We start from the raw sequence: 26,454 nt of genomic DNA on the forward strand, positions 1-26,454 counted from the left end.
GCGGCCACAAGTGGATAGCGTCGGACGTCGAGCGAAGGGGTGCTCGTGGAGAGCCAGTCACTGTTGGACGAACTCGCGGTTGACGCCTACAGATCGGCGCTGCGAGCCGGTGTCTTCATCGAGGAGGAGATCGCGTCCGAGCTCGGTGTGGAGCGGTCACGGATCGCCGAAGCACGCACCGCACTCCAGGACTTGCGCCTGTTGAGCCCGGGCGTCGGCCCTGCGATCCCGCTCGACCCGGAGGTCGTCGAGGTCGAGCTGATTGCGCCGCTGGAGATGTCGGTCGCCCGTCAGCGAAGACAGATAGCCGGAATTCACCGTCAGTTGAACGCGCTGTCGGCATTATATCGCTCAGTCGAGCACCGTCATGGCACAGATGTGTCGATACGCGTTCTCGATAATGCGGCCGAGGTGCGCCGTGAGATCGATCTCGCCCGGCATCGCTGCGTCAAAGAACGCCTGAGTCTTCAGCCCGGGGGCGGCAGGTCGGCGTCACTTCTTCAGCAGGATCTCGTGCAGACACAGGAATTACTGCGGCGCGGTGTCCGGGTCCGCACGCTCTATCAGCACACCGCGCGTTCGAGCCTCACCACCCGCAGCTATGTCGCCCAGATCTGCGATGAGGGTGCCGAGGTGCGGACCTCGGCGGAACTCTCCGAACGACTCATCGTCTACGACCGCCACACCGCCTTCGTGCCCAAGGAGAGGAGGGGTGCCGAGCCGCCCGGCGCGGCCGTCGTCACCGATCCGACCCTGGTGGCCTATCTCTGCCGGTCCTTCGAGGCGGCCTGGCAGGTGGGCCGGCCCTTCAACAGCGCGGAGCCCGCCGACCAGCAGCAGGTGAGCGCGGAACTGCGGTCCTCCATCCTGCGGTTGATGGCCATGGGGCTCAAGGACGAGGTCATCGCGCGACGGCTGGGCATGGCGGCCCGTACCTGCCGTCGCTACATCTCCGCGCTGATGACGGAACTCGGTGCCACCAGCAGGTTCCAGGCCGGTGTCCTCATCGGCCGGCAGGCCGCGGAGGGCGGCGCGGACGGCGTCCTGAGCGGCGTTCGGGCCGATGACCAGGGCGATGAGGCCGATGACCGGACCGAGGCGTCGGCCGGCGTTGCGGCCGACGAGGGGATCGCTGTCCACAAGTAGCCGTACCGCCACAGGACGCCGGTGACACCTCGTGCCAGGGTCCTCTCCCGTGCGACGTTTGTTCGTGCCGGCAGACAACGATGTCGCACGATGACGTTGCATGGGAGAGGCCCAATGGCACAGCTCATCACTCTCGACGAGGCGGAGAAGCTCGACGTCGACGAGGTGCACGATCTCTACCGCACTTACATCAACAAGAGCCAGGTCAAGCTGATGACCTCCTTCGGCTTCGGCCAGGAGCTCGTCGACCACGCGGAGGGCGCTTACGTCCACACCCGCGACGGACGCAGGATCCTCGACTTCACCGGTGGCGTGGGCGTACTGAACCACGGGCACAACCACCCGAGGATCGTGGCGGCCCGCAAGCGCTTCCAGGAACAGCGGCGGATGGAGGTGCACAAGACCTACTTCTCGCCCTATCTGGCCGCTCTCGGCCACAACCTGGCGGCCGTGCTGCCGGGCGACCTCAACCGCTCCTTCCTGCCGAACTCCGGTGCGGAGGCGGTGGAGGGGGCGGTCAAGATGGCGTACAAGTACCACGGCGGCAAGCGCAAGCGGATCCTGCGGGCCGACATCAGCTTCCACGGGAAGCTGCTCGGCTCCGGAGGGCTCACCGGGAGCACCCAGAACCACTTCGAGTTCCCGACCATCCCCGGTATCGGCACCTTCGCCTACGACGACCTCGAATCGGTCCGCCGGGCGCTGGCCGAGGCCCGCGACGCGAACGGCCGCAGCGATGTGTACGCCCTGCTCATCGAGCCGTTCAGCGCGTCCACGATGCGCTGGTGCTCCGAGGAGTTCCTGCGCGGACTGCGCGAACTCTGCACGGCCGAGGACATCATCCTGATCTTCGACGAGATCTACACCGGCTGGGGCAAGACCGGCAGCATGTTCCACTTCACCCGCTACGAGGGCCTGGTGCCGGACGTCGTGACGACCTCGAAGTCGTTCGGCGGCGGCAAGTCCTCCATCTCCGCCTTCGTGGCGCGCGAACCCGTCTTCCGCAAGGTGTACGACAACATGACGGACGCCATGATGCAGAGCACGAGTACGACGTACTACGGCTTCGGCGAGGAGACCGCGACCGCGATCGAGGCGATCTCGGTGGCGGTGGAGGACGACTACCCGGCGCGGGCCCGCGCCATCGAGGACGTCCTGCGGCCGGGGCTGGAACGCATCCAGAAGACCTACCCGGACCTGATCGCCGACGTACGCGGATCGGGGGCGCTGTTCGGGGTCTTCCTCTCCGGAGGCCCGAAGATCCTCGACCTGGTCGGCAAGCTGCCGGCCGGCGGTCTCGCCAAGGACCCGCTGATCCGTACGAAGATCATCACGGCGGCGGTGATCGACACCCTGTACCGCAAGCACGACGTCTACTCCTACTACACGCTCAACGGCCGCAGCCCGCTGGTCGTGAGCCCGCCCCTGGTGGCGGGGCCGGACGAGGTGGAACGTTTCCTCGACGCCCTGGACGCCACCCTCTCCGAGGGCATGAGCCGCCTGCTGGCCCGCTTCATGAAGGAGCGGGTGAGCTCGCTGTGGTGAACCCCGGGAACGAGAAGGACGCCCTGTCCGCACTGCCCGGCCGCGTCACGGTCACCGGCGCCGCCGGTGTGCTCGGCGCGCACCTGGTGGAGCGGCTGCTGAAGGAGGGGCGGGAGGTCCACGCCTTCGACCTCCGGCCCGTGCCGGCCGCTTCCGGCCTGACCTCCTCCACCGGAGACATCCGGGACGCGGGCGCCGTGCGCAGGGCGCTCGACGGGGCCGAGGCCCTCGTGCACTGCGCGTCGGCGCTGCCCAGCTACCCCGCCGCCGACATCCGGTCGATCGTCGTCGAGGGCACCACCACCGTGCTGGAGGCGGCCAGGACCGTACGGACCCCCAGGGTCGTGCACATCTCCTCGACCGCCGTGTACGGGCTGCCCAAGCTGGTGCCGACGCCGGAGGACCATCCGCACGAGCCGGTGGACACCTACAGCAGGGCCAAGGCGGAGGCCGAGAAGGTCGCCGAGCGGTACCGCGCCAAGGGCATGTGCCTGCCGGTGCTGCGGCCCAAGACCTTCGTGGGGCCGGGCCGCATGGGCCTGTTCGACATGCTCTTCCAGTGGGCCGAGGAAGGCCGCAACTTCCCGGTGCTCGGTAAGGGCGACGTACGCACCCAGATGCTCGCCCTGGACGACCTCGTGGACGCGGTGGTCACCGTGCTGCGCGCTCCGGACGAGGTCGCGCACGACACGTACAACATCGGCGCCGTCGAGTTCGCCACCCTCCGCGAGGACTTCCAGTCCGTGCTGGACGCGGCAGGGCACGGCAAGCGGGTCGTGTCGATACCGGGCCGCCCTGCCGTGGCCGTGCTGCGGCTGCTGGAGCGTACGGGGATCTCCCCGGTGTACGGACGGCTGCTCTACAAGCTGCTCGACGACTCCTACGTCAGCGTCGACAAGGCACAGGAACGGCTCGGCTTCCGGCCCCAGCAGTCCAACCGGGAAGCCATCCTGCGTACGTACGACTGGTGGCGCGGGCAGCGCCCGGCCGCCCCGCAGGCCGCGAGCAAGGACGGCGGCCGGACCAGCACGGACCCCTGGCGTCAGGGAGCCCTCGGTCTCGCGAAGGTCTTCTTCTGACATGGCCGGAACCCGAGTGCCGGGGACACCCATGCCCGTTTCCGGTGTCCCCGGCACGGACGAGGTCCCCGCCGCGCACGAACCCACCGGCGTGGAAGGGGACACCGCGTCCGCGCCCTCGCCGGGCGGGTCCGCGGCCGAGGGGACCGGGGAGGCCCCCCGGGCCCGCCGCTGGTGCCGGGGCACCCGCCTGCTGGTGGGGGCCACCGCCGCCTGGACCCTGCTCCTCGGCCTGCACGTGCTGCTCGCGGGGAACTGGTGGCTGTGGCTGCTCGTCGAGGCGGTACCCCCGCTGACGCTGGTGGCCGTGCCGCTGCTGCTCCTCGCGGTGACACCGCTGGCCCGGCCGGTACGCCGGTGGCTGGCCCCCGTCCTGGTGCTCCTGCTCCTGGCCGGCGCCCACCTGTCCGGCTTCGGACCCGGCTGGTCGGGTGGCGCCACGGGCACCACCGCCGGCGGCACCGAGGTCAAGGTGTTCGCCTGGAGCACGGACTACTGGCAGATGGACGACGACAAGCAGGACTTCTACGCCTTCCTGCGGGGCCAGGACGCCGATGTGTACCTCCTCCAGGAGTACCTCTACTGGGAGGGGGACGAGCCGGTCAGGATCGATGACACGGCCCGGCTGCACAAGGAGTTCCCCGGCTACCACATCTCCGTCGAGGGGGAGTTGCTGACCCTCTCCCGGCTGCCCGTGGTCGCCGAGCACCACCGCCGCGTCCCGGACAGCGGCACGGCCTGGTACCACGAGGGAAGCAAGGCGCAGCGCACCGACATCCAGGTCGGGGACCGCACGGTCTCCTTCTACAACGTGCACATGCCGGTCCCCTTCCAGGTCGGCGACAACCCGCTCTCCGGCCGCTTCTACCGCTTCCTGCGGGACCAGTACGCATGGCGCGACCGCGAGCTGGACGCCCTGCGCTCCGATCTCGCGGACAACCCCCACCCGGCCCTTCTGACCGGGGACTTCAACTCACCCTGGACGGGCAGCCTTCTCGACCCCGCCCCGGGCACCCAGGTGCACAGCCCCGGGAACGGCGTCCTGCCCGCCCGGTCCTGGCCCGTCTCCGACTACCCGCTGCCCCGGCTGTGGCGGCTGGACTGGCTGTTCACCACCGATGACCTGGCCGTGCCCGGCTACCGCTTCGGCGGCGGCGGGGACTTCTCGGACCACGCGGCCCAGGAGATCCGACTCGTCGTACCCGACCCCACCGCCTCCGGACACCCGAAGGAGACCCGATGAGCCCGCAGGACAACCCCCTGAGCGAGGGATCCACCATGCGCCCCAGCCGGTTCCACGTGACGGTGATGCTCGACTACTACGCCCCCTACGTCAGCGGCCTGACCGAGGCCGCGCGACTGACCGCCGAGGGACTGGCCGCCCGGGGCTGGAACATCGCGGTCGTGTGCGCCCAGCACGACCCCAAGCTGCCCCGTTACGAGGTCATCAACGGCGTCCACGTCTTCCGGGCGCCCGTCCTCGCCAACATCAGCCGAGGGTTCGTCTCCCCCGCGCTGCCGCTGCTGGCCCGGCGTCTCGCCGCCCGCTCCGACATCCTCCACATGCACCTGCCCAACCCCGAGGCGGCCTTCGTCGCCGCGCTGAAGGGCAGCGCCCGGCTCGTCGTGACGTACCACATTGACGTGTTCCTGCCCGACAGCCCGGTGAACCGCTTCGGGATGCGCGCCGTCGACGAGGTCTGCAAGGTGGCGGTCCGCAAGGCGGACATCGTCATCACCAACAGCGAGGACCAGGCGCGGGGTTCGCGGATCTGGCCGACGATCCGCCGCCGCAGGCTCGTCCCCATCTCCTCGCCCTGCGTCGACCGCAACGGCGGTTCGCCGCGGCTGCGCGACGGCGACGGGCTGCACATCGGCTTCATGGGGCGGATCACCGTCGACAAGGGCATCGAGTACCTCATCCGGGCCTTCCGCTCGATGTCCGACCCGAAGGCCAGGCTGCTGATCGCGGGGGACTACACCACCGTCGCGGGCGGCAGCAACATCGCCGAGCTGCGCGCGGAGGCCGGCGACGACCCGCGCATCCGCTTCACCGGCCTGCTGCGCGGCGAGGCGGTACGCGACTTCTACGCCTCGATCGACGTCTTCGCGCTCCCGTCGATCTCCGAGTCCTTCGGCATCGTGCAGGTCGAGGCCATGATGGCCGGGGTCCCCCCGGTGAGCACCGACCTGTCCGGCTCCCGCTACCCGGTGGCGTCCACCGGCTTCGGGCGGCTGGTCCCGCCCCGGGACCCCGAGGCGCTGCGCGAGGCACTGCTGGAGATGGCGCACCTGCCGGACGAGGACCGCAGGGCCGGAGCGGAGACGGCGACCAAGCTGTTCGGCGGGGACGCGTTCCTCGACGCCCACGAAGAGGCGTTCCGGCGGCTGCTCCCCGGCGGGCGGCTGTGAACCGGGCCGGCGGCGGGGACGCCGTCAGGACCGGGGGCGCGGAGAGCCGGACGGTCCCGGCGACCCCGTCGGGCGGGGCGGCCACCGCCGTCGTGACCGCCGAGGCGCCGTTGCGCGAATGGCGCGGGAGCCCGCGGTCCGCCTCCCCTCCGGGGGCCGGCGAGGGCCGCACACCGCCCAGGCGCCGCAGGAGGATGCCCGCGCCGCTGGTGCTGCTGCGGCCCAGGCAGTGGATCAAGAACATCTTCGTCCTGCTCGTCCCCCTGGCCCTGGACCCCGCCGCCCTGGTGCGGCACCCGGGACGCGGCATCGCCGCGGTCGTGGCGTTCACGGCGGCCTCGGCGGCCGTCTACGTGCTCAACGACTGGCTGGACCGCGAACGCGACCGGCTGCACCCGGTCAAACGCCACCGGCCCCTGGCCGGGGGGAGGATAGGCCCGGTCGGGGCCGCGCTGCTGGGCGCGACGTGCCTGGCGACCACGGTCGCCTGCGCGGCGGTCCTCCCCGGCGCCGCCCAGGCGGCGATCGCCGGGTACGGCGTGATCAACCTGGCCTACTGCCTGTGGCTGAAGCACCACTCGCTCGTCGACGTCAGCCTGGTCGCCTCCGGATTCGTCCTGCGCGCCGTGGCGGGCTGCGCGGCGGTGGCGGCGCCCTTCAACCCCGCGCTGATCATCTGTGTCTACTGCACCTGCCTGCTGCTCTCGCTGGGCAAGCGCCGGCACGAACTGGCCGCCGCCGACCTGCTCGGGCAGGCGTCCGCCCAGCGCCCGGCCCTCGCCGGGTACTCCGTGCCGCTGCTCGACCAGCTCATGACCCTGCTGCTGGCCGCCACGCTGATCAGCTACGAACTGTTCGTCCTGTCCGGGCCGCATCCGCACGCGGAGGTACTGGCCGTCGCCACCGTGCCCTTCGCCGTCTTCGCCGTCTGCCGCTACGTCCAGATGGTGGCGGTCAGGAGCAGCGGCGGGGAGCCGGGCCGGGACGTGCTCACGGATGTGCCGCTCGTGATCAACGCCGTGCTGTGGCTGGCCTGCCTGGCCGCCGGCCGACTCCTGTGAGGTGTGCTCGTGCGACCGACCCTTGTCTCCGTCATCATTCCCAACTACAACTACGCGCGGACCATCCGCCAGTGCCTCACGGCCGTGGCCGCCCAGAGCTATCCGCACATCGAGATCGTCGTCGTCGACGACGGCAGCACCGACGCATCCCCCCGGATCGCCGAGGAGTTCCCCGTACGGCTGATCCGCACGGCCAACACCGGGGTGTCCGCCGCCCGCAACACCGGGGTGCGGCACAGCACCGGTGACGTCCTCTTCTTCCTCGACTCCGACATCGCGCTGCGCCCCGACGCCGTCCAGCTCGCGGTGGACGTACTGGAATCGGACCCTCGGATCGGCTTCGTCTGCGGCATCTACGACTCGGTGCCGCTGATCGACGACGGCGCCGTGGAGCGCTACAAGGTGCTGCACGGGCACTACTGGCGGCGCCGTACGGCGGGCGAGGTCAAGGCCGCGTACTTCTCGCTCGGGGCGATGCCCCGCGCCGCCTACGACCGCGCGGGGCCCCTGGACGAGAGCCTGCGCGACACCGAGGACGTGGAGTACGGGGCCCGTCTCTCGGCCGTCTCGACCGTGCTGCTCGACCCCCGGATCGTGGGCCGGCACGACGACGACGACCGGATCGGGATCCTGCTGCGCAAGCAGTACCGCCGCTCGGTCCCCCTGGTCGCGCTGTTCGGCGACCGCGACCGTGCGGGCAGACCGCAGCTCTCGGACACCGCCTACCGCCCGAAGGCGGTCGCCGGTACCGGTCTGGCGCTGGCGGGGCTCGCCGCGGCGCCCCTGTGGCCGGTGGCGGGCGCGGTCGCGGCCACGGCGGGGGCGGCGGTGTTCGTCGCCGAGGAGTGGGGACTGCTGAAGTTCCTGCACACCACGGCGGGCGGACGTGCCCTGCCGCTGATGGCCGGGCTGCACACCCTGATGACCGCGACCACCGGGGTGGCCGCCCTGGTGGGGGCGGTCCGCTGGACGGGCTCACCGTCCTTCAGACGCCGCTACTCCAACCCGCCGGCCACGGGCGGCGCGGTCGCCGATGTCTAGGACGGCGCCCGGGGACACCGCGCCCGGACCGGCCGCCTCCGGGGACGCGGCGCCCCCGGAGCGCCGGGGGCGCTGGGCAGCGGTGCGGGCCTTCGCGCGGCGCCCCTGGGTCCGGAGGACGACGACCGCCGTGGTGCTCGCGCTCTGTGCCGGGTTCCTGGTGCACTCCTTCGCCCGGGACGGGGCGGCCACCCGCACGGCCGTCGGACTGCTGGGACCCGTGCTGCCCCTGGCACTGGTCCCGGCGCTGGCGGGGCTGTGGCTGACGGCGCTCTCCTGGCGCGAACCGCTCCAGGCCCTGTCGGTACCGCTGTCCCGCCCCTCGGCCGTACGCATCTTCGCCGCGGGCCAACTGGGCAAGTACGTACCGGGGGTGATGTGGTCGATCGTGCTCCAGTCCCGCCTCGCGGCGGCCTCGGGGATCACCGTCTTCCACTTCACCGCCGCCTTCGGGCTGTACGCCGCCGTGTCCCTGGGCACCGGCGGGGTGCTGGGGCTGGCCGCCCTGGCGCGGCACGCCTACGGGACGGGGGCGGCGCTCGTGGCCGCCGCCCTCGTCCCGGTCCTGCTGCTCGTCCTGCCCCGAGTGCTGGCGCTCTCCGTGCGGCTGGTGAAGACGGTGCCGTCACTGGCCCGCAGGCTGGCGCCGGTCCCGCTCCCCGTGCTGCGCCGCTCCGTGTGGCTGTGCGCGGTGTCCTGGGTCGTGACCGGTGTCCACCTCTGGCTGCTCGCGGTCGCGCTGGGCGCCGACCCGCTCGCGGCCGTACTGCCCTGTGTCGCCGGGTTCGCCGTGGCGACCTCGCTCAGCAGCCTGGTGGTGGTCGTCCCCGACGGGCTCGGGGTGCGGGAGGCGCTGCTCGCGGTGTCCCTCGCCTCCGTCCTGCCCGCCCCGGAGGCCGCCGCGGCCGCCGCCGCCAGTCGGCTGGTTCTGGCGGCTGCCGACGTACTCGCCTTCGGCTACGGTTCGTTGGCCGCGCGGGCGCCCCGCCCCGCCGCCCACGCCCCGGCCTCCCACGTTCCCTCCTCCTCACCGCACCACCGACGAAAGGACGACGCATGCTGACGACGGTCTACGGAGAGTCGGTCATGGACCGGCTCCGAGGCACCCGAGTCGCCCTCGGCACCATGTACTTCGGCACCACCGTCGACGAGAGGACGTCACGGGAGATCCTCGACCGCTACACCGAGCGCGGCGGCCGGCTGCTGGACACCGCGAACTGCTACGCCTTCTGGTCGCCCGGCGGCACGGGCGAGGAGTCGGAACTGGTCATCGGCCGCTGGCTGGCCGCGGCAGGCGTGCGGGACGAGGTGCTGATCGCCACCAAGGTCGGCTGCCTGCCCGACCCGCTCGACGGGCCGTTCCCCGAATCCGCCGAAGGGCTCGCCCCCGAGGTGGTGTTCAAGCAGTTCGAGCGGAGCACCGAGCGCCTGGGCCGCCCCTCCGTCGACGTGTACTTCAGCCACGCCGACGACCCGAGGACACCGCTCGCCGACACCCTGGGCGCCCTGTCGGAGCTCGTGCGCTCGGGGCGGGTCGGTGTCGTCGGCGCGAGCAACCCGGACGCGGCCCGGCTGGCCGAGGCGGCCCGCCTCGCCGCGGACGACCCGACGACGGTGGCCCCGCGGGTGATCCAGGCACGCCACTCCTACCTCTGGCCCGACCCGGCGGCCGACATCCGGCCGCAGCTTCCGCTGGACCACGACCTGTTCGCCCACGCCCGCGAGCACGGCGCGCTGCTTCAGGGGTACTCGCCGCTGCTCCAGGGAGCCCTCACCCGGGCCGACCGGCCGCTCTCGCCCGAGTACCGCAGCCCCGTGAACGAGCGGCGGCTGAGCAGCCTGCGCGAACTGGCCGGACGGCTCGGAGTGACCGCCAACCAGCTGTCCCTGGCCTGGATGGCCGGGGGCCCGGTGCCCGTCATGCCGGTGCTCGGCGTGAGCAGCGTGGCCCAGCTCGACGAGGCCATGGACGGCCTGGAGCTGGAGCTGGAACAGGAGATCCGGGACGAGCTCGACGCGCTGGCCCCGCTCGGCCCCTCGCACGGGTCCCTCGCCGGAGCCCCGCTTCCCGGCGACGGCCGGTAACGGCCCTCCGTGGCACCCGCCCGGATCCGGCCGGTCAGGCGGACTCCCGTACGACCAGCCGGGTCGGGGTGATCACGGAGGACAGGGGGTGGCTCCCGCCGGCCTTGCCGGACGCCTCGCGGAACAGCAGGCGGGCCATCGTCCTGCCCATGCCCACGATGTCCTGGTGCACCGTGGTCAACGGCGGGTCCATCGAGCCGGCAAGCGACGGGAGGTCGTCGAACCCGACGACCGCCACGTCCTCGGGCACCCGCAACCCGCGCTCCCGCAGCAGGTCCAGCGCCCCCGCGGCCATCAGGTCGGAGGCGACGAAGACCCCGTCCAGGTCCGGGCACCGTCGCAGCAGGGCAGCCATCGCCTCCGCGCCGCCCTGCCGGGTGAAGTCGCCCTCGACGATCAGCTCGGGTGCCCCGTCCAGGAGCACGTCCCGGTAGCCGTCGAGCCGGTCCACCGAGGCGGCCTGGTCGAGCGGGCCCGTCACGGTCGAGACACGCTTCCGGCCGAGCGACACGAGATGGCGCACGGCCTCCCGGGCGCCGCCACGGTTGTCGGCGTCCACGTACAGGTGGGTGCGGGTCCGGTCGCCACCCCTCACCACGGGCCGTCCGCCGAGGACGACGGGGATCCCCAGCTGCTCCGTCATCGCGGGCAGCGGGTCGTCCGCACGCAGCGAGAACAGCAGCGCGCCGTCCACGTGCCCGCCGCCCAGGAAGTGGCCGACCCGCGCGTAGTCCTCCGGGGACTCGATGAAGACCAGTACGGGCTGGGCCTTCCGGACGGCGAGCTCCTCCCTGATCCCGCGCAGGTGCTCCGCGAAGAAGGGATCGACGAACAGGCGGTTCTGGGGCTCCGTCACCACCACGGCCACCACGTTGTTGCGGCGGGTCACCAGGCTCCTGGCCGCCTGGTTCGGGACGTAACCGAGCTCGGCGACCGCCACCCGGATGCGTTCGGCGACCGCGGCGCGCACCCCCGGCTCGCCGTTGACCACGCGTGACACCGCGGACCGGGACACCCCGGCCCGCCGGGCCACGGCGTCCAGCGTGGGCCTCCGGCCCCCGGAACGCCTACCCAAGGCGCTCTCCCCGGCGCAGCAGATCCTCCAGGACCCGCTGGGCGAGATGCCCGTCCCCGAAGCCGGCCAGTACCTCCGGCCGGGTCCCGGAAGCGGCGCCCGCCCACTCCTGGAGCTGTTCCAGGAAGGAGTCGCCCCACCCCGTCACCTCGCCCGGCGGGTCCGGCAGCCGGGCGGGGCCGAGGAGTTTGACCGGCTCGACGTCCACCCCCGTACGCACCAGGAGTATCTGGCCGTCACGTGAGTGGTACGAGAGGTCCCCACGGCTCCCGGTGACGGTCACGGCGAGTCCGAGCTCGTCGGGAGCCGAGGACTTCGAAGCCGTGAGGGTGAAGTGCGGGCCGTCCGTCAGACCACCGCTCACGAAGGCGTGGTCGTCGACCATCACCTCGTGACCCTCCTTCGTCGCCACCCTCGTCTGGAGCCCGACCCGGCAGCTGCCGGTGTCGACCGGACTCCGGAAGAGGAAGTGCAGCATGTCGACGAGGTGCACCCCGAGGTCACCGAGCGCGCCGCTGGTCGACCGCTCGGCCGGGCCGTCCCGCCAGGTGAACCGGGCCCGGGTCACCGCGCTGGAACGCCGGAGGGCGACGGCCACATGGAGCACGCGGCCGATCTCCTCCTCCTCGATCCGCCGGCGGATCTCCCGTACGGCGGGCAGATAGCGGTAGTTGAAGCCGACACAGGACACCCCCGTGGCGCCCGAGGAGAGCCGCAGCATCTCGGCCGTCTCCGCGAGGGAGGTGGCCATCGGCTTCTCGCACAGCACGTGCCTGCCGTGCGCGAGGGCCTCGCCCGCGTACGCGGCATGGGTGCGGTTGGGTGAGGCGACGACGATCCCGTCCGTCGCCCCGTGCAGTTCGCCGAGCGAGGCGAAGGCCCGCGTCCCCAGCTCCGCGGCGAGCGCACCCGCCCGCCCCTGGTCGACGTCGAAGAGGCCGGCGAGCGAGACGCCGTCGTCGGCCGACGCCAGGACCGCCCGGGCGTGCACCCGGCCGATGTTCCCCGCGCCGATGATCCCCACGCGCATCAGCGGGACTCCTTCCGTGGTTCTTCTTCTCGTGGACGGTCGCGCAGTTCGTCACGCAGGACCGCGAGGACCGCGGCCGCGTACGGGAGGTCCGACACGTCCGGATGGCAGCCGCGGGCCTCGGCCGTGCAGTTGGCGACCAGGACCCCGCGGCCGGCCTCCCGGAGCATCTCCAGGTCGTTGCCGCTGTCCCCGAAGGCGAAGGTGTCCGAGGGCGGCACACCGTATGTCCGGCGTACGTGGCGGACGACGGCTCGCTTCCCGCAGCCCTCCGGGAGGAAGTCCACGTCGTAGCAGTCCTCCGGATCGCCCGCCGCGGGGTTGCAGCGGCTCACCCCGACGCCCAGCGAGTACTTCTCGGCCGTGCTCCTGACCAGGGCCAGGCTCCGCTCGTCGTTCTCGGGCGTACGCGCGTAGTAGTAGTGGCTCTGCACCAGGCTGCCGGGCGGCCGGTTCGCCTGCGGGACGAGCGGCACCCCCCGGTCCGCCAGCTCCCCGGTCACCGCCTCGGCGAGCGAGGCGAGCCGTCCGGGCTCGGGTAGCCGTTCCTGCCAGGACGGGTCCGGGTGCGCGACGCCGTCACGGAGGTACAGGAGCTCGGTCCCGAGGGAGCAGGCGATGAAGTGCGGCAGCCTCCGCAGCCGGTGGGCCCTGACCTTGTCCATGACGGACGGCAGCGAACTGCCGGTCACCCAGCCGAAGAGCAGCCCCTGACGCTCGGCCGCCTCCACGAGGTAGTCCTCCAGCGTCTCCCGGTCGGCGACCTCGGCGGCGGTCGGTGCGTGAGCCAGATAGGTCTCGTCGAAGTCGCAGAAGGCCACCGCCCCCACCCGCTGCGGCATCGGGAGCGCGAGGGGTTCAACGTGCGGTCGCACGGAAGGCAGCATGCAACGCCTCGATCACTCGGTCCTGTTCGGTGAGGGACAGCTGGTTGTGCAGGGGGATCTGGAACGCCGTCGTGTGGAGCTCCTCGGTGTGCGGCAGCCGGCTGCGGGAGAAGAGACTCCCGTGCAACGGGGTCCGCTGACGGTGGGTGAGTACGGGGTAGTAGATGTCCGTCTCCACTCCGCCGTCCTCCAGGACCCGGGTGCGGATCCTCTCCCGCTCCGCGGGCCCGCCCGGAACCCGCACGGTGAAGAGGTGCCAGGCGTGGTCGGGGGTGAAGGACGGCAGCGTCAGCAGCCCCGCCGCGTGCAGCTCCGCCAGGCCCGTGATGTAGCGCTCGGCCAGGAAGGCCCTCCGGTAGTTCTTGAGGGTCAGTCCGGGCAGCAGCCCCATGGCGACCGAGGCGACCGGGTTGTCGATCTTCGCGTTGAGCCCCCAGGGCTCCGTCTTGACGTTCTTCCTGTCCGGGTGGAAGCCGTGGTAGGCGATCGCCCTCACCCGCTCGGCGAGTTCACCCTCCCCGGTGAGGACGGCCCCCGCCTTGCCGGTCAGTCCGAAGTTCTTGTACGGGTTGAAGCTCAGGACGGCCGCGTCCGAGTGCCGTCCGACACCCGTGACGCCGATCGCCTGGCAGGCGTCCTCCACGACCCGCAGTCCGTGGGCGTCGGCGGTCCTGCGGAGCGCCGCCATGTCCGCCAGCCGCCCGTACAGATGGACCGGCAGGACGGCCTTGGTGCGGGAGGTCACGGCGGCCCCGGCCGACACGGGGTCCAGGGTGTGACGCCCGGGCTCGACGTCGGCGAGGACGGGGACGGCCCCGCAGGCCAGGACCGCGTTCTCGGTCGCCGCGAAGCTGTTGGCCGGGATGATCACCTCGTCGCCGGGCTCCACCCCCACCGCACGCAGCGCGATGATCAGGCCGTCCGTGCCGCTGCTGGTGGCGGTCGTGTGGAGACCGGTGAAGTCGGCGAGCGCCGCCTCGAACGTGGCCACCGCCGGCCCGCTGGTCAGCTCACCCGTCGCCAGGGCGCGCGCGAAGCACTCGGCCGCGACCCGCTGCTCCGCCGGGGTCAGCAGCCGGGCCTTCGGCAGGAACGGGACCGGATGCCGCTCGCCCGGCAGCGGTGCGTGCTCCTCCCGGTGGAAGACGGAGTCCGGGGCGGACGGGTCGAGGCGTTCCGTACGTCCGGCGAGCAGGCCGGCCAGCTCACTGTGGGCGACGCAGCCGGAGGACGCGTACGCGGGGACGGTCCCGCCGAGTACGTCCAGCACCAGCCGGTGAATACCGTGGCTGTCCCCGGTGAGGACACCGGCCCGGGGCATCCCGGTGTCAGGGAGGTCCTGCGCCATGGTGGTCACGCCGCGGCCTCCTCGTACGCCGCCGGGCTCTCCGCGAGGGTGAAGCCGAAGGCGTCGGCCGCCTTCCGGAGCACCTCGGGGTCCGGGCGTTTGAAGTAGAGGAGTTCCCGTCCCGTTCGCAGCCCCTGGACGGTGAGGGGCAGATCCCGGTCGTCGGTGGTGTCGATGACGACCAGGTCCGTCAGGGCGCCGAGCCGGGCCACCTCCGCCCCGGCGCCGGGCAGACCGGCGCCGTCCACGACCAGCACCTCGTACCGCCGCCCCAGGGGCAGTCTCCCCTCCAGGGCCCGGCACGCGAACTCGAACCGGAGGTACGCGTCGAACCAGCTCAGCCGGTTCTCGCGGTCGGGGTCGAAGTAGTCGTCGAGGATCCACTGCAACCGCACCTCCGTCCCGGGGTGACGGTCGACGAAGTAGGCGAAGTTCTCACGCCAGTCCGCGTAGCGCTCCCGGTCCGACTCGGGGTGGGCCTGGTGGTAGACACGGGCGTAGGGGGTGTGGACGAGGGTGAGACCCGCGCGGTGCAGGCGGTATCCCAGCTCGACGTCCTCGAAGCTCCACCTCTTGATGTTCTCGTCGAAGCTCCCCACGGCCAGCAGCCGCTCCTTGCGCACGGAGACGTTGCAGCCGTACAGGAAGTGCCAGCCGGTCGCCAGGCCGGCCAGGTTCTCCGAAAGGGTCCGGGTCACCTCGGCGCGCTCGTCCGCCTCGGCCACGGCGGGGAACGCCTCGGTGGCGAACTCCTTCGCGAGGAGGCCGAGATCGACCGGGCCCGGCGCCAGGTAGTCGCGGAAGCCGATCGCGACGACGTCGTCGCGGTCCCGGTGACAGCGGATGTGCTCCTGGAGGAACAGGGGGTCGATGATCTGGTCGCCGTCCGCGAAGGCGATCACCTCGCCGTCGGCCGCCCGGATCCCAGCGTTGCGGGCGGCGGAGCGGCAGGAGTGCTCGGTGCGGGGGAGGTACAGCCTGCGGAGCGGATACGTGAGCGACAGGGCGTCCACCATCTCACCCGTTCCGTCCGTCGAGCCGTCGTCGACGAGTACGACCTCGAATGCATCGGGTTCCGCCACGATTTGGTGGTTGAGGGACACCAGGCAGGGTGCGAGCAGTTCTTTCGAGTTGTACGTGGGAATGACAAGGCTGACCTTCACGGATCTCCTAAGGAATCGGTCATCGGCAGTGCGGGGCGCGTCGGATCAGATGTCGGAGACGGACGCCCTTTTCGTCTGCTCGGGAAGTGCGAGATGCTCCTGGCGTTTACCGGGAAGACGGCGCCAGCGGATATCCATCAGCAGGGCCCGGAGGTTTTCGTCGACCGCCATGGCGATCATCACTCCGAGTATTCCGAGCCCCAGCGGAAGCGAGAGGGCGTAGGCGAGGGGGAGGAAGACCGCCCACAGGACGACGATCCCCACCACGGCGGGGAACACGACGTGACCGACGGCCCGCAGGGAACTCGCCGTCGTCATGATCAGCGAGGAACCGGGGAGATAGAGCAGGCCGCACCAGAGCAGCAGCTTCCCGGCGTCGGCGACCTCCGGATCGGCGGTGAACCCCCGCATGATCCATCCGCCGCACACCCCCGTCACCAGGGCGAGAGCCACCGCGGCCACCGCCCCGACGGCGCGGGTGTTGCGCGCGAGCCGCCGGATGCGCTGGGTCTCCCCGGCTCCGGCGAGGTGCCCGAGTGCGATCTGGAGCCCTTGGGACAGCGCCGAGGAGAACATGCCGATCATGTTGGTGATGCTGAGCGTGTACATGCGCGCGGCGAGCTCGTCGGTCCCCACGGCCGAGATGATGCGCGTGGTGACGATCTGTGCGAGCTGCCAGAACGCCGGCTCCAGCATCGTGGGCAGGGAGAAGGAGACGAGCAGGGCGGCGTGCGCCTTCCACTGCCCCATGGTCCCGGGGCGGCGGAACCTGATCCGGATCCTGAAGAACACCAGCCACAGGCTGTAGAGCAGACCGGCGCAGGTGGCGAGCGCCGTCGACAGGGCGACACCCCTGACGCCCCAGCGCGGGCCCGACGTGGACAGCACCAGGACGATGATCAGCACGACGTTGACGACGTTGGTGAAGACGGCGGCGAACATCGCGTGCCGGGTGAATCCATTCGCGGCCAGCACTCCGCCGAGCATCGCCACCAGGGAGTGGAGCACCGCACTTCCCCCGACGATCTGCAGGAAGGTCGTGCCGTAGGCGAGGTGCTGCCCGCGCAGTCCCATCAGGCCGGCCACGTCGTCGGCGAGGACGAACAGCGCGATGCTCACCGCGGCGCCCAGGATCACGTGCAGCAGCAGGGCGACGAAGTAGTACTCCCGGACCTGCCCCGGTTCCCCCCGGCCCAGCGCGCGTGCGTACACGAGGCTGCCGCCCTGCCCCATGAAGGAGAACATCATGAGCACGAACGTCGCGACCGTGTTGACCGAACCCACCGCGCCCGCGGCGTCGTCCGAGACGCGGCCCAGCGCCCAGACGTCCACGAGACCCATGGAATACGTCGACAGCAGCTGCAGGAAGATGGGCCAGCTCAGGGAGAAGACCCCGAGATTACCTTTTGGCGGCACGACCGTGCGTCTCCGTTTCCTCGCCCTGTCGGGCCGTATCCGTACGAAATGCCGAACGGCGCGGCCGGAAAGCCATAGGGCTCGGTGACGGGATCTGTGGGAATTCCGTACCTCCGGTCGGGCAGCGCGATGCTATCCGCAGGCCGACTTCCCCAGGAAGCAAGTATCCAAAAAGAGGCGGCGATTCCGCGCCCCGGTGACTACCGGTCGGTACGCGGGGCGGGTGACCGGGAGTCACGGCCGGAAAGGGATGAAACACCTGCCAGTGTTCGAAGGAGATTCCGGGAAACACCGTCCGTGACGGAAAGCCGGAGGAGCAGGGCTTGTCGCAGGCGCGTCGGTACGGTCGCGCGTGGCCGATACTCTCGCGTGGATCGGCCGATTCGCGTCGGTGGCGCGAGCCGGAGAGGAAACGGGCGGCACCGTGCCCCGCACGTGGCTACTGGTCGACGACCTCGACGATCGGCGGATGTCCGTTCCAGGTGCAGAAGACGGAGACCGTCGCGCCCGCCCCGTCGCCGAAGTCCACCCGGATCCACTCCGGGTTCGTCCACACCTGCATCGACCAGCCCGTCTCCGGCGTGGCCGACACGAGCTCCGCCGAGTCGTCCGCCAGCTCCAGGACGACCCGGCCGCCCCGTGTCGGGTAGCTCTTCACCGTGCCCGAGTCCGCCGAGGGCGGCCGGGACTCCGCGGGGCTCCGGCCGCCCGACGGCGAGGCGGAGGGCCGCGGGGAGGCCGGCGCGCGGGACGGGGCGGCACTGCTCGGGGACGGCGAGGCCGAGGGCGAGCGGGTCGGCGACGGCAGCGCGCGGTGCGTGGAGGAGGACACCGGCTCGTTCGTGGCCTGCCCCCGCGCGCCCACCGAGATGGGCACGGCGAGCGGAGGGTCGTACGCCGTCCCGGACATGACGGTGTGCACGCCCCACCACGACAGGGTGACCGCCGCGCCGGTGGCGAGCGACCACGCGATCACGTGTACGAGTCCTCTGCGCATCCGGCACATCCTGCACCACCCGCCCACCTGCTGTCCTGGAGGGGACCGAGTTCCTCCGTATGGGCTACGGTGCGGCGCATGCCTAGTGTGCTCGTGGTCGAGGACGACCAGTTCGTGCGTTCCGCCCTCATCCGGCACCTGACCGAGGCCTCCCACACGGTACGGAGCGTCGGGACCGCGCTCGAAGCGCTGCGCGAGGTCGCGCACTTCCGCTTCGACGTCGTCATCCTCGACCTCGGACTGCCCGACCTCGACGGCGGCGAGGCGCTGAAGATGCTGCGCTCCATCACCGACGTACCCGTGATCATCGCGACCGCGCGGGACGACGAGGCCGAGATAGTCAGGCTGCTCAACGACGGGGCGGACGACTACCTGACCAAGCCGTTCTCGGTGGAGCACCTCTCCGCCCGCATGGCGGCCGTCCTGCGCCGCACCCGGGGACCCGGCGCGCAGGCACCGCCGCCGCGCGTCCTCCAGGTCGGCGGGCTCTCCATCGACCCGCTGCGCCGCCAGGCCGAACTGGACGGCACGGCCCTGGACCTGACCCGCCGCGAGTTCGACCTGCTGGCCTTCCTCGCCGGCCGTCCGGGCGTCGTCGTCCCGCGCCGGGAACTGCTCGCCGAGGTCTGGCAGCAGTCCTACGGCGACGACCAGACCATCGACGTCCACCTCTCCTGGCTGCGCCGCAAGCTGGGCGAGACGGCCGCCCGGCCGCGCTATCTGCACACCCTGCGCGGAGTGGGCGTCAAACTCGAACCCCCGGCCCCGGACCGGCCCGCATGAGATGGGCCCTGGTCAAGGTCTGCCTGGCCGTCACCGCCATGGTCGTGATCGCGTTCGCCGTGCCCCTCGGGCTGGTCATCAAGGAGATGGCCCGCGACAGGGCCTTCTCCGACGCCGAGCGGCAGGCCGCGACCATCGGCCCCACCCTCACCGTCACCACCGACAGCCAGGAGCTGACCCGGGCGGTCCTCTCCACCGAGCCCGGCGGCAGGGGACGGCTCGCCGTCCATGTCCCGGCCGCCGAACACGACGGTTCGCGGCTGGAGATCGGCACCCGGCGCGCCACCCTGGACGACCTGGAGACCGTACGGACGTCGGGTCGCGCCGCCATCGCCGAGGTGTCCGGCGGCTTCGCGCTGCTCCAGCCCACCGCGCTCGGCTCCGGGGGCACCGCCGTCGTCGAGGTGTTCGTCCCCGAGGACGAGGTCTCCAACGGCGTCGGCACGGCCTGGCTGGTGCTCGCGGGCGTCGGGATCGCGCTGATCGTGGGCTCGGTGGCCGTCGCCGACCGGCTCGGCGTACGCATGGTGGAGCCCGCCCAGCGGCTCGCGGGCGCGGCCCAGGACCTGGGGGAGGGGAGGCTCGGGACGCGGGTCCCCGAGGAGGGGCCGACCGAGCTCCGCTCCGCCGCCGTCGCGTTCAACTCCATGGCCGACCAGGTCGTCCAGCTCCTGGCCAACGAGCGCGAGCTGGCCGCCGACCTCTCGCACCGGCTCCGCACCCCGCTCACCGTGCTCCGTCTCAACGCCGCGTCGCTGGGCGAGGGCCCTGCCGCCGACCAGACCAGGGCCGCGGTGGAGCAGCTGGAGCACGAGGTCGACACGATCATCCGTACGGCCAGGGAGCAGCGCCCCCAGACCCAGGGCGGGCCCGGTGGCGCCGGGGCCGGGTGCGACGCGTCCGAGGTCATCAGGGAACGCATGGGTTTCTGGTCGGCACTGGCCGAGGACGAGGGCCGCACCGTGCGCCTGGCGGGCGTGGACCGCACCGTACGCATCCCGGTCGCCAGGCCCGAACTGGCAGCAGCGCTCGACGCGTTGCTCGGCAACGTCTTCCGGCACACCCCGGAGGGCACCGCCTTCGCCGTCGACGTGCACCACAGCGGCGACGCCGTGCTCGTCCTCGTCTCGGACGCGGGACCCGGCATACCCGATCCGGAATCGGCCCTGGCACGGGGCGCCAGCGGACGCGGCGGCGCCGAGAGCGCCGTGGGGTCCACCGGCCTCGGCCTGGACATCGTCCGCAGGGTCGCCGAATCCACCGGAGGCGACCTGAGGATCGGGCGTTCGGTGCTCGGCGGCACGGAGGTACGCATCTGGATAGGGCTCGACGGCGGCCCGGCCGAGCGCGCCCGCAGGGGGCACCGGGTGGGACGGCGGAGCGACAAGCGGAGGCCACGGGGAGTGAAGGGCGGGAACACGGAGTTCCGGCGGGCCCCGGGCCCGGGCCCGAACCTTTAACCCGTTCCGATGCCCTCCTTAAGCCCACCCTAAGAACATCAACACCGTTCCCATCAGTGCCTTTTGCCCGTTCCGCGGCGGCTAGCGTGCAGACGCAGACACCCCCCGCAGCACAGAGGCAGGAACGCGATGGTCACCAGCACGCACCGCCGCACGACGAGCACCCGCACGAAGGCGGTCGGCGCACTCGTCGCCGCCGCGGTCGTCGGCGGCACGGTCTTCGCACTCACCGGCACCGCCCAGGCGGCGGCGGTCGGCGCCGCGTACACGAGGGCCAGCGGCTGGACCGGCGGCTACACCGGGCAGTACGTGGTCTCCAACGCCACCGGGACCGCCCGGTCGGGCTGGACGCTCGAATTCGACCTGCCCGCCGGCACGAGGATCGACTCGCTCTGGAACGGTGAGCACACCGTCAGCGGCAACCACGTCACCGTGAAGCCCGCGAGCTGGAACAAGGAGCTCGCCCCCGGGGCCTCCGTGACCGTCGGCTTCGTCGCCTCCTCCAACGGGACCGCCGCCGATCCGGAGGGCTGCCGCATCAACGACGCGGCGTGCTCCGCCGGGGACGGCACGGTGCCGGAGCCCGGCGGACGCCCCACCGGGACGCCGGCACCCACACAGGCGCCGACCGAGGCCCCCACCGAGGCGCCCGGCCCCACGGGGAGCGCGACGGCTCCCGCCCCGACCGCCGAGCCGTCCGGGCCCTCCGGGGGCGACGAGGGCCCCGCGGCCGCCGGAGCCGGGTTCGCCCCGTACGTCGACACCTCCCTGTACCCCGCCTACGACCTGCTGGACACCGCGTCCAGGACGGGCGTCAAGGAGTTCACCCTCGCGTTCATCACCTCGGGCGGCAGCTGCGCCCCGCTGTGGGGCGGGGTGACCGGGCTCGGCGACGACAAGGTGGCCTCCCAGATCACCGCCCTGCGGGACCGGGGCGGCGACGTGCGGGTCTCCTTCGGCGGGGCGGCGGGCGCGGAGCTGGCGCTGCACTGCTCCTCGGCGGCCGAGCTGGCCACGGCGTACGGGAAGGTCGTCGAGGCGTACGGGCTGACCAAGGTCGACTTCGACATCGAGGGCGGCGCGCTCCCGGACACCGCGGCCAACTCCCGGCGCGCGCAGGCCATCGCCCGGCTCCAGGAGTCGCACCCCGGGCTCGACGTCTCCTTCACGCTGCCCGTGATGCCCGAGGGCCTGACCCAGCCGGGCGTGGACCTGATCGCAGACGCGAAGAAGAACGGCGTCGCGATCGACGCGGTCAACATCATGGCGATGGACTACGGGGCGTCGTACAGCGGCGACATGGGCGACTACGCAACCCAGGCGGCGACCGCCACACAGGCCCAGGTCAAGAGCCTGCTCGGGCTCTCGGACGCGGCGGCCTGGAAGGCTGTCGCGGTCACCCCGATGATCGGCGTCAACGACGTCGCCACCGAGATCTTCACCGTCGAGGACGCCACGCAACTGGTCGGCTTTGCCCGGGAGAAGGGAATCGGACGACTGGCGATGTGGTCGGGGACGCGGGACGCGCAGTGCCCGGGCGGCGCGAAGCCGACCGCCGACGCGACCTGCAGCTCGATCCTCCAGGAGCCGCTGGCCTTCACCAAGGCGTTCGGCGCCTTCGGTTAGGCCGTCTCTCCCGGACCCTGCCGGGCCCTCCCCGTACGGCAGTCCGGCTCGTCCGGAGCCCTTCCGGACCCCTTGGACCACATCCCGACCCGCGCGTCCCGGCCGGCCCCACACCCCCCACAACCGGCCGGGGCGCGCGCCCCTGTGCGCGGTCCGCTCCGCCGGCCCGGGGGCCGCCCCGCACGAGGGCGCCCGGAGCCCCGGCCGTGACACAAGCGGAACCGCGTTGCGTGACGGCGGAGTTCGGGGAAAGAACACGCACACACCTTGTGACCCCTCTGTGCGCCCTCGCAGGGCCTCGCCCCGTTCATTTTCCGGCGGGCCCGTCCGTGAGGTCGTAACCGTCGGCACCCGCCCGATCCTGGCGTGGATATCGCCGCCCCATCCCGGCCGTTTCGGCGTCCGGAAGGGCCGAAAGGCCGCTCAACAGCCCCTGACCTGGGGAGATTCGACTCGTCGCGGATGACGCATGCAGGACACCCGCGTTAACGCAAGACCTCTGCCGGACACGGTCGCGTGACTTGCAGGACACGCTCGGGCAACGGAAGCGTCTTCAACTCTTGACACCCACCCCCTTGAGGCAGCAATGTTCCGGCAACAGCGCATGGGAGCGCTCCCATATCGAACGAGGTTTTTCGCTCGTACGGGGACGACACAGCCCATGTCCTCTCCGTACCACTGGCACCCGCACCACCAGCGCGAATGCCGAGCAGATCGACGCCAGTCGCACCCTGGAACAAGGAGTAGTGGAATGCGCATCACCCGCACCGTCGCAGGTCGAAGCCGCAGAACCGCCGTCATAGCCACCACGGGCCTCACGGCCGCCGCCCTGCTGCTGACCGGCTGCAGCGACTCGGACTCGGACTCCGAGGGGTCCGACGCGAACGGGAACATCACCCTGACCGTGGCCGACTTCGGGCAGTTCGGCTACAAGGAGGCGGGGCTCTTCGAGAAGTACCACGAGCTCCACCCGAACATCACGGTCAAGGAAAACGTCACGGCCGACGAGCAGGTCTACTACCCCAAGTTCCTCCAGCAGCTCAACACGGGCAGCGGCCTGGCCGACGTGCAGGGCATCGAGGTCGGCCGTGCCAAGGAGCTCGTCGACACCAAGGCGGACGCCTTCGTCGACCTCTCCAAGGTGATCGACACCGACCAGTGGGTGAACTGGAAGGCGCTGCAGGCGACGACCGACGAGGGCAAGGTCATCGGCGCCGGCACCGACATCGGCCCGATGTCGATCTGCTACCGCCGCGACCTGTTCGAGCAGGCCGGTCTGCCGACCGACCGCGAGGAAGTCGCCGCGAAGTACGCCGGCGGCTGGGAGGACTACCTCAAGCTCGGTGAGGCGTACAAGGCGAAGGCGCCCAAGGGCACCTTCTTCATGGACTCCGCCAGCGCCATGTACAACGGCGTGGTCAGCTCCGACTCGGAGCAGTACTACTCCAAGGACGGCAAGGCGATCTACAAGGAGAGCTCCGGCGTCCAGACGGGCTGGAAGCTCGCCGCCGAGGCCGTCGACAAGAAGCTGACCCAGGGCCTCGCCCAGTTCAGCCCGCCGTGGCAGGCGGCCCTGCGCAAGGGCACCATGGCCACCGTGGCCTGCCCCGCATGGATGGCCGCCCAGATCTCCACCTACTCCGGTGACGAGTTCAAGGGCAAGTGGGACATCGCCCGCACCCCGGGTGAGACCGCCGCCAACTGGGGCGGTTCGTTCCTCGCCGTGCCCGCCAAGGGCAAGCACGTCAAGGAGGCCGGTGAGCTCGTCAAGTGGCTGACCGCCCCCGAGCAGCAGGCAGCCGTCTTCAAGGCGGTCGGTGTCTTCCCGTCCAACAAGGGCGCCTACGAGCTCCCCGACGTGAAGAACGCCAAGCTCCCGTACTTCAACAACGCCCCGATCGGTGAGATCTACGCCGAGGAGGCCCAGATCATCCCGGCGGCCGTGCTCGGCCCGAAGGACGGTGTCATCAAGGACACCATCGGCACCCAGATCAACAACATGGAGCAGCGTGGCACCGACCCGGACAAGGCCTGGGACGACGCCACCGAGGCCATCGACAAGGTGATCGGCTGACACTCGCCGGCGCGGGCGGCCGGGACGTCTTCCACACGTCCCGGACCGCCCGCGCCGGTGCCGGTTTCCCGATCGGCACCGCGCACCTTTTCCGACACCCCCGCCGGACCTGACAGAGGACCGGCCTGCCCCTGCGGTGTCGGCACACCCCAGGGAAGGACTCCCACCTGTGGCAACGACCACCCCCACCAGGGGCGCGCAAGGCTCCCGGCCCGACCGCCGCGCTCCGAAGGCCATGTCCCCCGGCCGCCAGGCCTGGCGCAGCCGGCTGTGGCGCTTCGACGACAAGGCGTCGCCGTACGCCTACATCGCGCCCTTCTTCCTCGTCTTCGGAGCCTTCGGGCTCTACCCGCTGATCTACACGGGCTGGATCGCCCTGCACCGTGTGGAGATGACCGGCCTCGACCAGATGGAATGGGTCGGCTGGGAGAACTTCAGCACCATCCTCCAGGACGACGAGTTCTGGACCTCGGTCTCCAACACCTTCATCATCGGCGTCATCTCGACCGTGCCGCAGCTGATGATGGCGCTCGGCCTGGCGCACCTGCTGAACTACAAGCTGCGGGCCAGCACCTTCTGGCGCACCGTCATCCTCACGCCGTACGCCACGTCCGTGGCCTCCGCGGCCCTGGTCTTCGCCCTGGTGTTCCGGGCGGACGGCGGCCTGCTGAACTGGTTCCTCGAATTCTTCGGCGTCGGTGAGACGAACTGGGCGAACGGCCACTGGACGTCCAAGATCGCCATCGCCGTCATCGTGATCTGGCGCTGGACCGGCTACAACACGCTGATCTACCTCGCCGCGATGCAGGCCGTCCCGTCCGACCTCTACGAGGCGGCGTCGCTCGACGGGGCCTCACGCTGGCAGCAGTTCCGCAACGTGACGATTCCCGCGCTGCGGCCGACGATCCTCTTCACGATCGTCATCTCGACCATCGGCTCCATGCAGCTGTTCGGTGAGCCCCTGCTGCTCGAAGGCGGCCAGGTCGGAGCACGGGGCGGCAACGAGCACCAGTACGAGACGCTCAGCGTCTACCTCTACAACTACGGCTGGAACCTCGGACACCTCGGTCCGGCCGCCGCAGTCGCCTGGGCCATGCTCGTCCTGCTGCTGCTCATTGCCGCGATCAACTGGCTCGTCGGGCGCCTCGGGCGCAAGACCGCGGCCTGACGGGGAGCGATATCCATGACCACCACCAGCCCCATCACCGCTCCGGACCACCGCCGCGTCCAGAAGTCGGCCATCGGCAACGAGCCCCCGCGCCGCCGGCGTTTCAAGCCCGGAGCCGGACGCCAGCACCACGCCGGCCCCTTCGCCTACTTCGCGCTCGCCGTCGTCGGCCTCGGCTCGCTGTTCCCGCTGTACTGGACGCTCGTCGCGGCGTCCCGCACCCAGGACGAGGTGCTCGACACCTCGCCGCCGCTCATCCCGGGCGGCAACCTGTTCAACAACCTGGAGGCGGCCTGGGAACAGGCCAACCTCGGCAAGGCCATCGTCAACACGCTGGTCGTGTCCGCCAGCATCACCGTGGCGACCCTGTTCTTCTGCACCCTGGCCGGCTACGCCTTCGCGAAGATGCGCTTCAAGGGCCGCGGCGTGCTGATGACCATGGTCATCGCGACGCTGACGATCCCGCCGCAGCTCAGCGTCGTCCCGCTGTTCATGATGATGTCGGACATCGGCTGGGGCGGTCAGCTGGAGTCGGTGATCTTCCCGACCCTGGTGAGCGCGTTCGGTGTGTTCTTCATGCGCCAGTACCTCCTGGAGGCGCTGCCGTACGAGCTCATCGAGGCGGGCAGGATGGACGGGGCGAACAACCTCCGCATCGTGTGGAGCATCGTGCTCCCCGTGGCCCGCCCGGCCATGATGGTGCTCGGTATGCTCACCTTCGTCCAGGCATGGAACGACTTCTTCTGGCCCTACCTCGCGCTGAACCAGCAGAACCCCACGCTCCAGGTGGCCCTCGGCCAGCTGAGCGCGTCCTACGTGCCCGACCAGAGCATCGTCATGGCGGGTGCGCTGATCAGCACCCTGCCGCTGCTCGTCGTCTTCGTGATCTTCGGCAAGCAGATCGTCGGAGGCATCATGTCCGGCGCCGTCAAGGGCTGACCCCGCCCCACGGTGTCACGCCCGGTCCGATCCCGGTGCGCCGTTCTTCCCCGGTCCCAACCCGGGCATGCCGTTCCGCCCTGGTCCGGCCCTCGGCCGTTCCGTACGGCCTGTACCTG

22 protein-coding genes are annotated in these 26,454 nt (G+C 71.2%); 15 read left to right on the plus strand and 7 right to left on the minus strand.

What is annotated here, in order from left to right:
• Nucleotides 1-45: 45 nt before the first annotated feature.
• The 9 genes from AMK10_RS08540 to AMK10_RS08580 all read left to right on the plus strand — a co-directional run bounded on the left by AMK10_RS08540 (nt 46) and on the right by AMK10_RS08580 (nt 10,369).
• A complete protein-coding gene (locus AMK10_RS08540) occupies nt 46-1,146 on the plus strand; it encodes a helix-turn-helix transcriptional regulator (RefSeq protein WP_143194945.1) in 1,101 nt (366 codons plus the stop codon).
• A 114-nt stretch (nt 1,147-1,260) separates the two neighbouring features.
• Nucleotides 1,261-2,691, plus strand: a complete 1,431-nt coding sequence (locus tag AMK10_RS08545; RefSeq protein ID WP_073746592.1) for an aspartate aminotransferase family protein — start codon at nt 1,261-1,263, stop codon at nt 2,689-2,691.
• Nucleotides 2,685-3,770, plus strand: coding sequence for an NAD-dependent epimerase/dehydratase family protein (locus tag AMK10_RS08550; RefSeq protein ID WP_241839503.1), 1,086 nt, complete (start codon nt 2,685-2,687; stop codon nt 3,768-3,770). Before AMK10_RS08545 ends, AMK10_RS08550 begins: the two co-directional genes overlap by 7 nt.
• A gap of 31 nt (nt 3,771-3,801) precedes the next feature.
• Nucleotides 3,802-5,013, plus strand: a complete 1,212-nt coding sequence (locus AMK10_RS08555; RefSeq protein ID WP_107428393.1) for an endonuclease/exonuclease/phosphatase family protein — start codon at nt 3,802-3,804, stop codon at nt 5,011-5,013.
• Complete coding sequence (locus AMK10_RS08560) at nt 5,010-6,182, plus strand: glycosyltransferase family 4 protein (RefSeq protein WP_241839504.1); 1,173 nt, start codon at nt 5,010-5,012, stop codon at nt 6,180-6,182. The genes AMK10_RS08555 and AMK10_RS08560 overlap by 4 nt, the downstream gene beginning before the upstream one ends.
• Nucleotides 6,183-6,376: 194 nt before the next feature.
• Nucleotides 6,377-7,243 (plus strand): UbiA prenyltransferase family protein, encoded by an 867-nt coding sequence (locus AMK10_RS08565; protein ID WP_079180651.1) that lies wholly within the window; start codon nt 6,377-6,379, stop codon nt 7,241-7,243.
• Nucleotides 7,244-7,252: 9 nt separating this feature from the next.
• Entirely contained in the window at nt 7,253-8,284 is a 1,032-nt protein-coding gene (locus AMK10_RS08570) for a glycosyltransferase family 2 protein (protein ID WP_073746594.1), read from the plus strand.
• Nucleotides 8,277-9,347: a lysylphosphatidylglycerol synthase domain-containing protein gene (locus AMK10_RS08575; protein ID WP_107428394.1), complete on the plus strand. Its 1,071-nt coding sequence runs from the start codon at nt 8,277-8,279 to the stop codon at nt 9,345-9,347. The genes AMK10_RS08570 and AMK10_RS08575 overlap by 8 nt, the downstream gene beginning before the upstream one ends.
• A complete protein-coding gene (locus tag AMK10_RS08580) occupies nt 9,341-10,369 on the plus strand; it encodes an aldo/keto reductase (RefSeq protein ID WP_241839505.1) in 1,029 nt (342 codons plus the stop codon). The genes AMK10_RS08575 and AMK10_RS08580 overlap by 7 nt, the downstream gene beginning before the upstream one ends.
• Nucleotides 10,370-10,403: 34 nt before the next feature.
• Here AMK10_RS08580 and AMK10_RS08585 read toward each other — a convergent pair whose 3' ends face one another.
• From AMK10_RS08585 to AMK10_RS08615, 7 genes are all read right to left on the minus strand, one after another.
• Entirely contained in the window at nt 10,404-11,444 is a 1,041-nt protein-coding gene (locus AMK10_RS08585) for a LacI family DNA-binding transcriptional regulator (RefSeq protein ID WP_107428395.1), read from the minus strand.
• Nucleotides 11,437-12,474: a Gfo/Idh/MocA family protein gene (locus tag AMK10_RS08590; RefSeq protein ID WP_073746600.1), complete on the minus strand. Its 1,038-nt coding sequence runs from the start codon at nt 12,472-12,474 to the stop codon at nt 11,437-11,439. The genes AMK10_RS08585 and AMK10_RS08590 overlap by 8 nt, the downstream gene beginning before the upstream one ends.
• On the minus strand, nt 12,474-13,349 hold the full coding sequence (locus AMK10_RS08595; RefSeq protein ID WP_241839506.1) for an HAD-IIB family hydrolase: 876 nt from the start codon (nt 13,347-13,349) through the stop codon (nt 12,474-12,476). Before AMK10_RS08595 ends, AMK10_RS08590 begins: the two co-directional genes overlap by 1 nt.
• Nucleotides 13,333-14,709 carry a DegT/DnrJ/EryC1/StrS family aminotransferase gene (locus AMK10_RS08600; protein ID WP_241839529.1) on the minus strand — a complete coding sequence of 459 codons (1,377 nt, stop codon included), beginning with the start codon at nt 14,707-14,709 and terminating at the stop codon, nt 13,333-13,335. Before AMK10_RS08600 ends, AMK10_RS08595 begins: the two co-directional genes overlap by 17 nt.
• A 5-nt stretch (nt 14,710-14,714) precedes the next feature.
• Nucleotides 14,715-15,872 carry a glycosyltransferase family 2 protein gene (locus AMK10_RS08605; protein WP_073746604.1) on the minus strand — a complete coding sequence of 386 codons (1,158 nt, stop codon included), beginning with the start codon at nt 15,870-15,872 and terminating at the stop codon, nt 14,715-14,717.
• Nucleotides 15,873-15,917: 45 nt separating this feature from the next.
• Nucleotides 15,918-17,288 (minus strand): MATE family efflux transporter, encoded by a 1,371-nt coding sequence (locus tag AMK10_RS08610; RefSeq protein WP_241839507.1) that lies wholly within the window; start codon nt 17,286-17,288, stop codon nt 15,918-15,920.
• Between the two features lie 439 nt (nt 17,289-17,727).
• Complete coding sequence (locus AMK10_RS08615) at nt 17,728-18,285, minus strand: hypothetical protein (RefSeq protein WP_073746608.1); 558 nt, start codon at nt 18,283-18,285, stop codon at nt 17,728-17,730.
• A gap of 78 nt (nt 18,286-18,363) precedes the next feature.
• On the opposite strand from AMK10_RS08615, the gene AMK10_RS08620 reads away from it, so the two are divergent.
• From AMK10_RS08620 to AMK10_RS08645, 6 genes are all read left to right on the plus strand, one after another.
• A complete protein-coding gene (locus tag AMK10_RS08620; protein WP_073746610.1) occupies nt 18,364-19,068 on the plus strand; it encodes a response regulator transcription factor in 705 nt (234 codons plus the stop codon).
• Nucleotides 19,065-20,528 carry a sensor histidine kinase gene (locus AMK10_RS08625; RefSeq protein WP_073746625.1) on the plus strand — a complete coding sequence of 488 codons (1,464 nt, stop codon included), beginning with the start codon at nt 19,065-19,067 and terminating at the stop codon, nt 20,526-20,528. Before AMK10_RS08620 ends, AMK10_RS08625 begins: the two co-directional genes overlap by 4 nt.
• Nucleotides 20,529-20,657: 129 nt before the next feature.
• The gene (locus tag AMK10_RS08630; protein WP_073746627.1) at nt 20,658-22,154 is read left to right on the plus strand and encodes a glycoside hydrolase family 18 protein; all 1,497 of its coding nucleotides are present in this window, start codon (nt 20,658-20,660) and stop codon (nt 22,152-22,154) included.
• A gap of 751 nt (nt 22,155-22,905) precedes the next feature.
• Nucleotides 22,906-24,228 carry an ABC transporter substrate-binding protein gene (locus AMK10_RS08635; protein WP_073746629.1) on the plus strand — a complete coding sequence of 441 codons (1,323 nt, stop codon included), beginning with the start codon at nt 22,906-22,908 and terminating at the stop codon, nt 24,226-24,228.
• Nucleotides 24,229-24,397: 169 nt separating this feature from the next.
• Nucleotides 24,398-25,396: a carbohydrate ABC transporter permease gene (locus tag AMK10_RS08640; RefSeq protein WP_073746631.1), complete on the plus strand. Its 999-nt coding sequence runs from the start codon at nt 24,398-24,400 to the stop codon at nt 25,394-25,396.
• A gap of 15 nt (nt 25,397-25,411) precedes the next feature.
• Nucleotides 25,412-26,335, plus strand: a complete 924-nt coding sequence (locus tag AMK10_RS08645) for a carbohydrate ABC transporter permease (RefSeq protein ID WP_073746633.1) — start codon at nt 25,412-25,414, stop codon at nt 26,333-26,335.
• Nucleotides 26,336-26,454: the final 119 nt, after the last annotated feature.

The organism is Streptomyces sp. CB02058 (assembly GCF_001905505.1).
Lineage (GTDB): Bacteria > Actinomycetota > Actinomycetes > Streptomycetales > Streptomycetaceae > Streptomyces.

Coding starts and splice junctions, on each gene's coding strand:
- AMK10_RS08545 (WP_073746592.1), top strand. CDS start 1,261: ATGGCACAGCTCATCACTCTCGACGAGGCGGAGAAGCTCGACGTCGAC.
- AMK10_RS08555 (WP_107428393.1), top strand. CDS start 3,802: ATGCCCGTTTCCGGTGTCCCCGGCACGGACGAGGTCCCCGCCGCGCAC.
- AMK10_RS08560 (WP_241839504.1), top strand. CDS start 5,010: ATGAGCCCGCAGGACAACCCCCTGAGCGAGGGATCCACCATGCGCCCC.
- AMK10_RS08565 (WP_079180651.1), top strand. CDS start 6,377: ATGCCCGCGCCGCTGGTGCTGCTGCGGCCCAGGCAGTGGATCAAGAAC.
- AMK10_RS08575 (WP_107428394.1), top strand. CDS start 8,277: ATGTCTAGGACGGCGCCCGGGGACACCGCGCCCGGACCGGCCGCCTCC.
- AMK10_RS08580 (WP_241839505.1), top strand. CDS start 9,341: ATGCTGACGACGGTCTACGGAGAGTCGGTCATGGACCGGCTCCGAGGC.
- AMK10_RS08590 (WP_073746600.1), bottom strand. CDS start 12,474: ATGCGCGTGGGGATCATCGGCGCGGGGAACATCGGCCGGGTGCACGCC.
- AMK10_RS08600 (WP_241839529.1), bottom strand. CDS start 14,709: ATGGCGCAGGACCTCCCTGACACCGGGATGCCCCGGGCCGGTGTCCTC.
- AMK10_RS08615 (WP_073746608.1), bottom strand. CDS start 18,285: ATGCGCAGAGGACTCGTACACGTGATCGCGTGGTCGCTCGCCACCGGC.
- AMK10_RS08620 (WP_073746610.1), top strand. CDS start 18,364: ATGCCTAGTGTGCTCGTGGTCGAGGACGACCAGTTCGTGCGTTCCGCC.
- AMK10_RS08625 (WP_073746625.1), top strand. CDS start 19,065: ATGAGATGGGCCCTGGTCAAGGTCTGCCTGGCCGTCACCGCCATGGTC.
- AMK10_RS08630 (WP_073746627.1), top strand. CDS start 20,658: ATGGTCACCAGCACGCACCGCCGCACGACGAGCACCCGCACGAAGGCG.
- AMK10_RS08635 (WP_073746629.1), top strand. CDS start 22,906: ATGCGCATCACCCGCACCGTCGCAGGTCGAAGCCGCAGAACCGCCGTC.
- AMK10_RS08645 (WP_073746633.1), top strand. CDS start 25,412: ATGACCACCACCAGCCCCATCACCGCTCCGGACCACCGCCGCGTCCAG.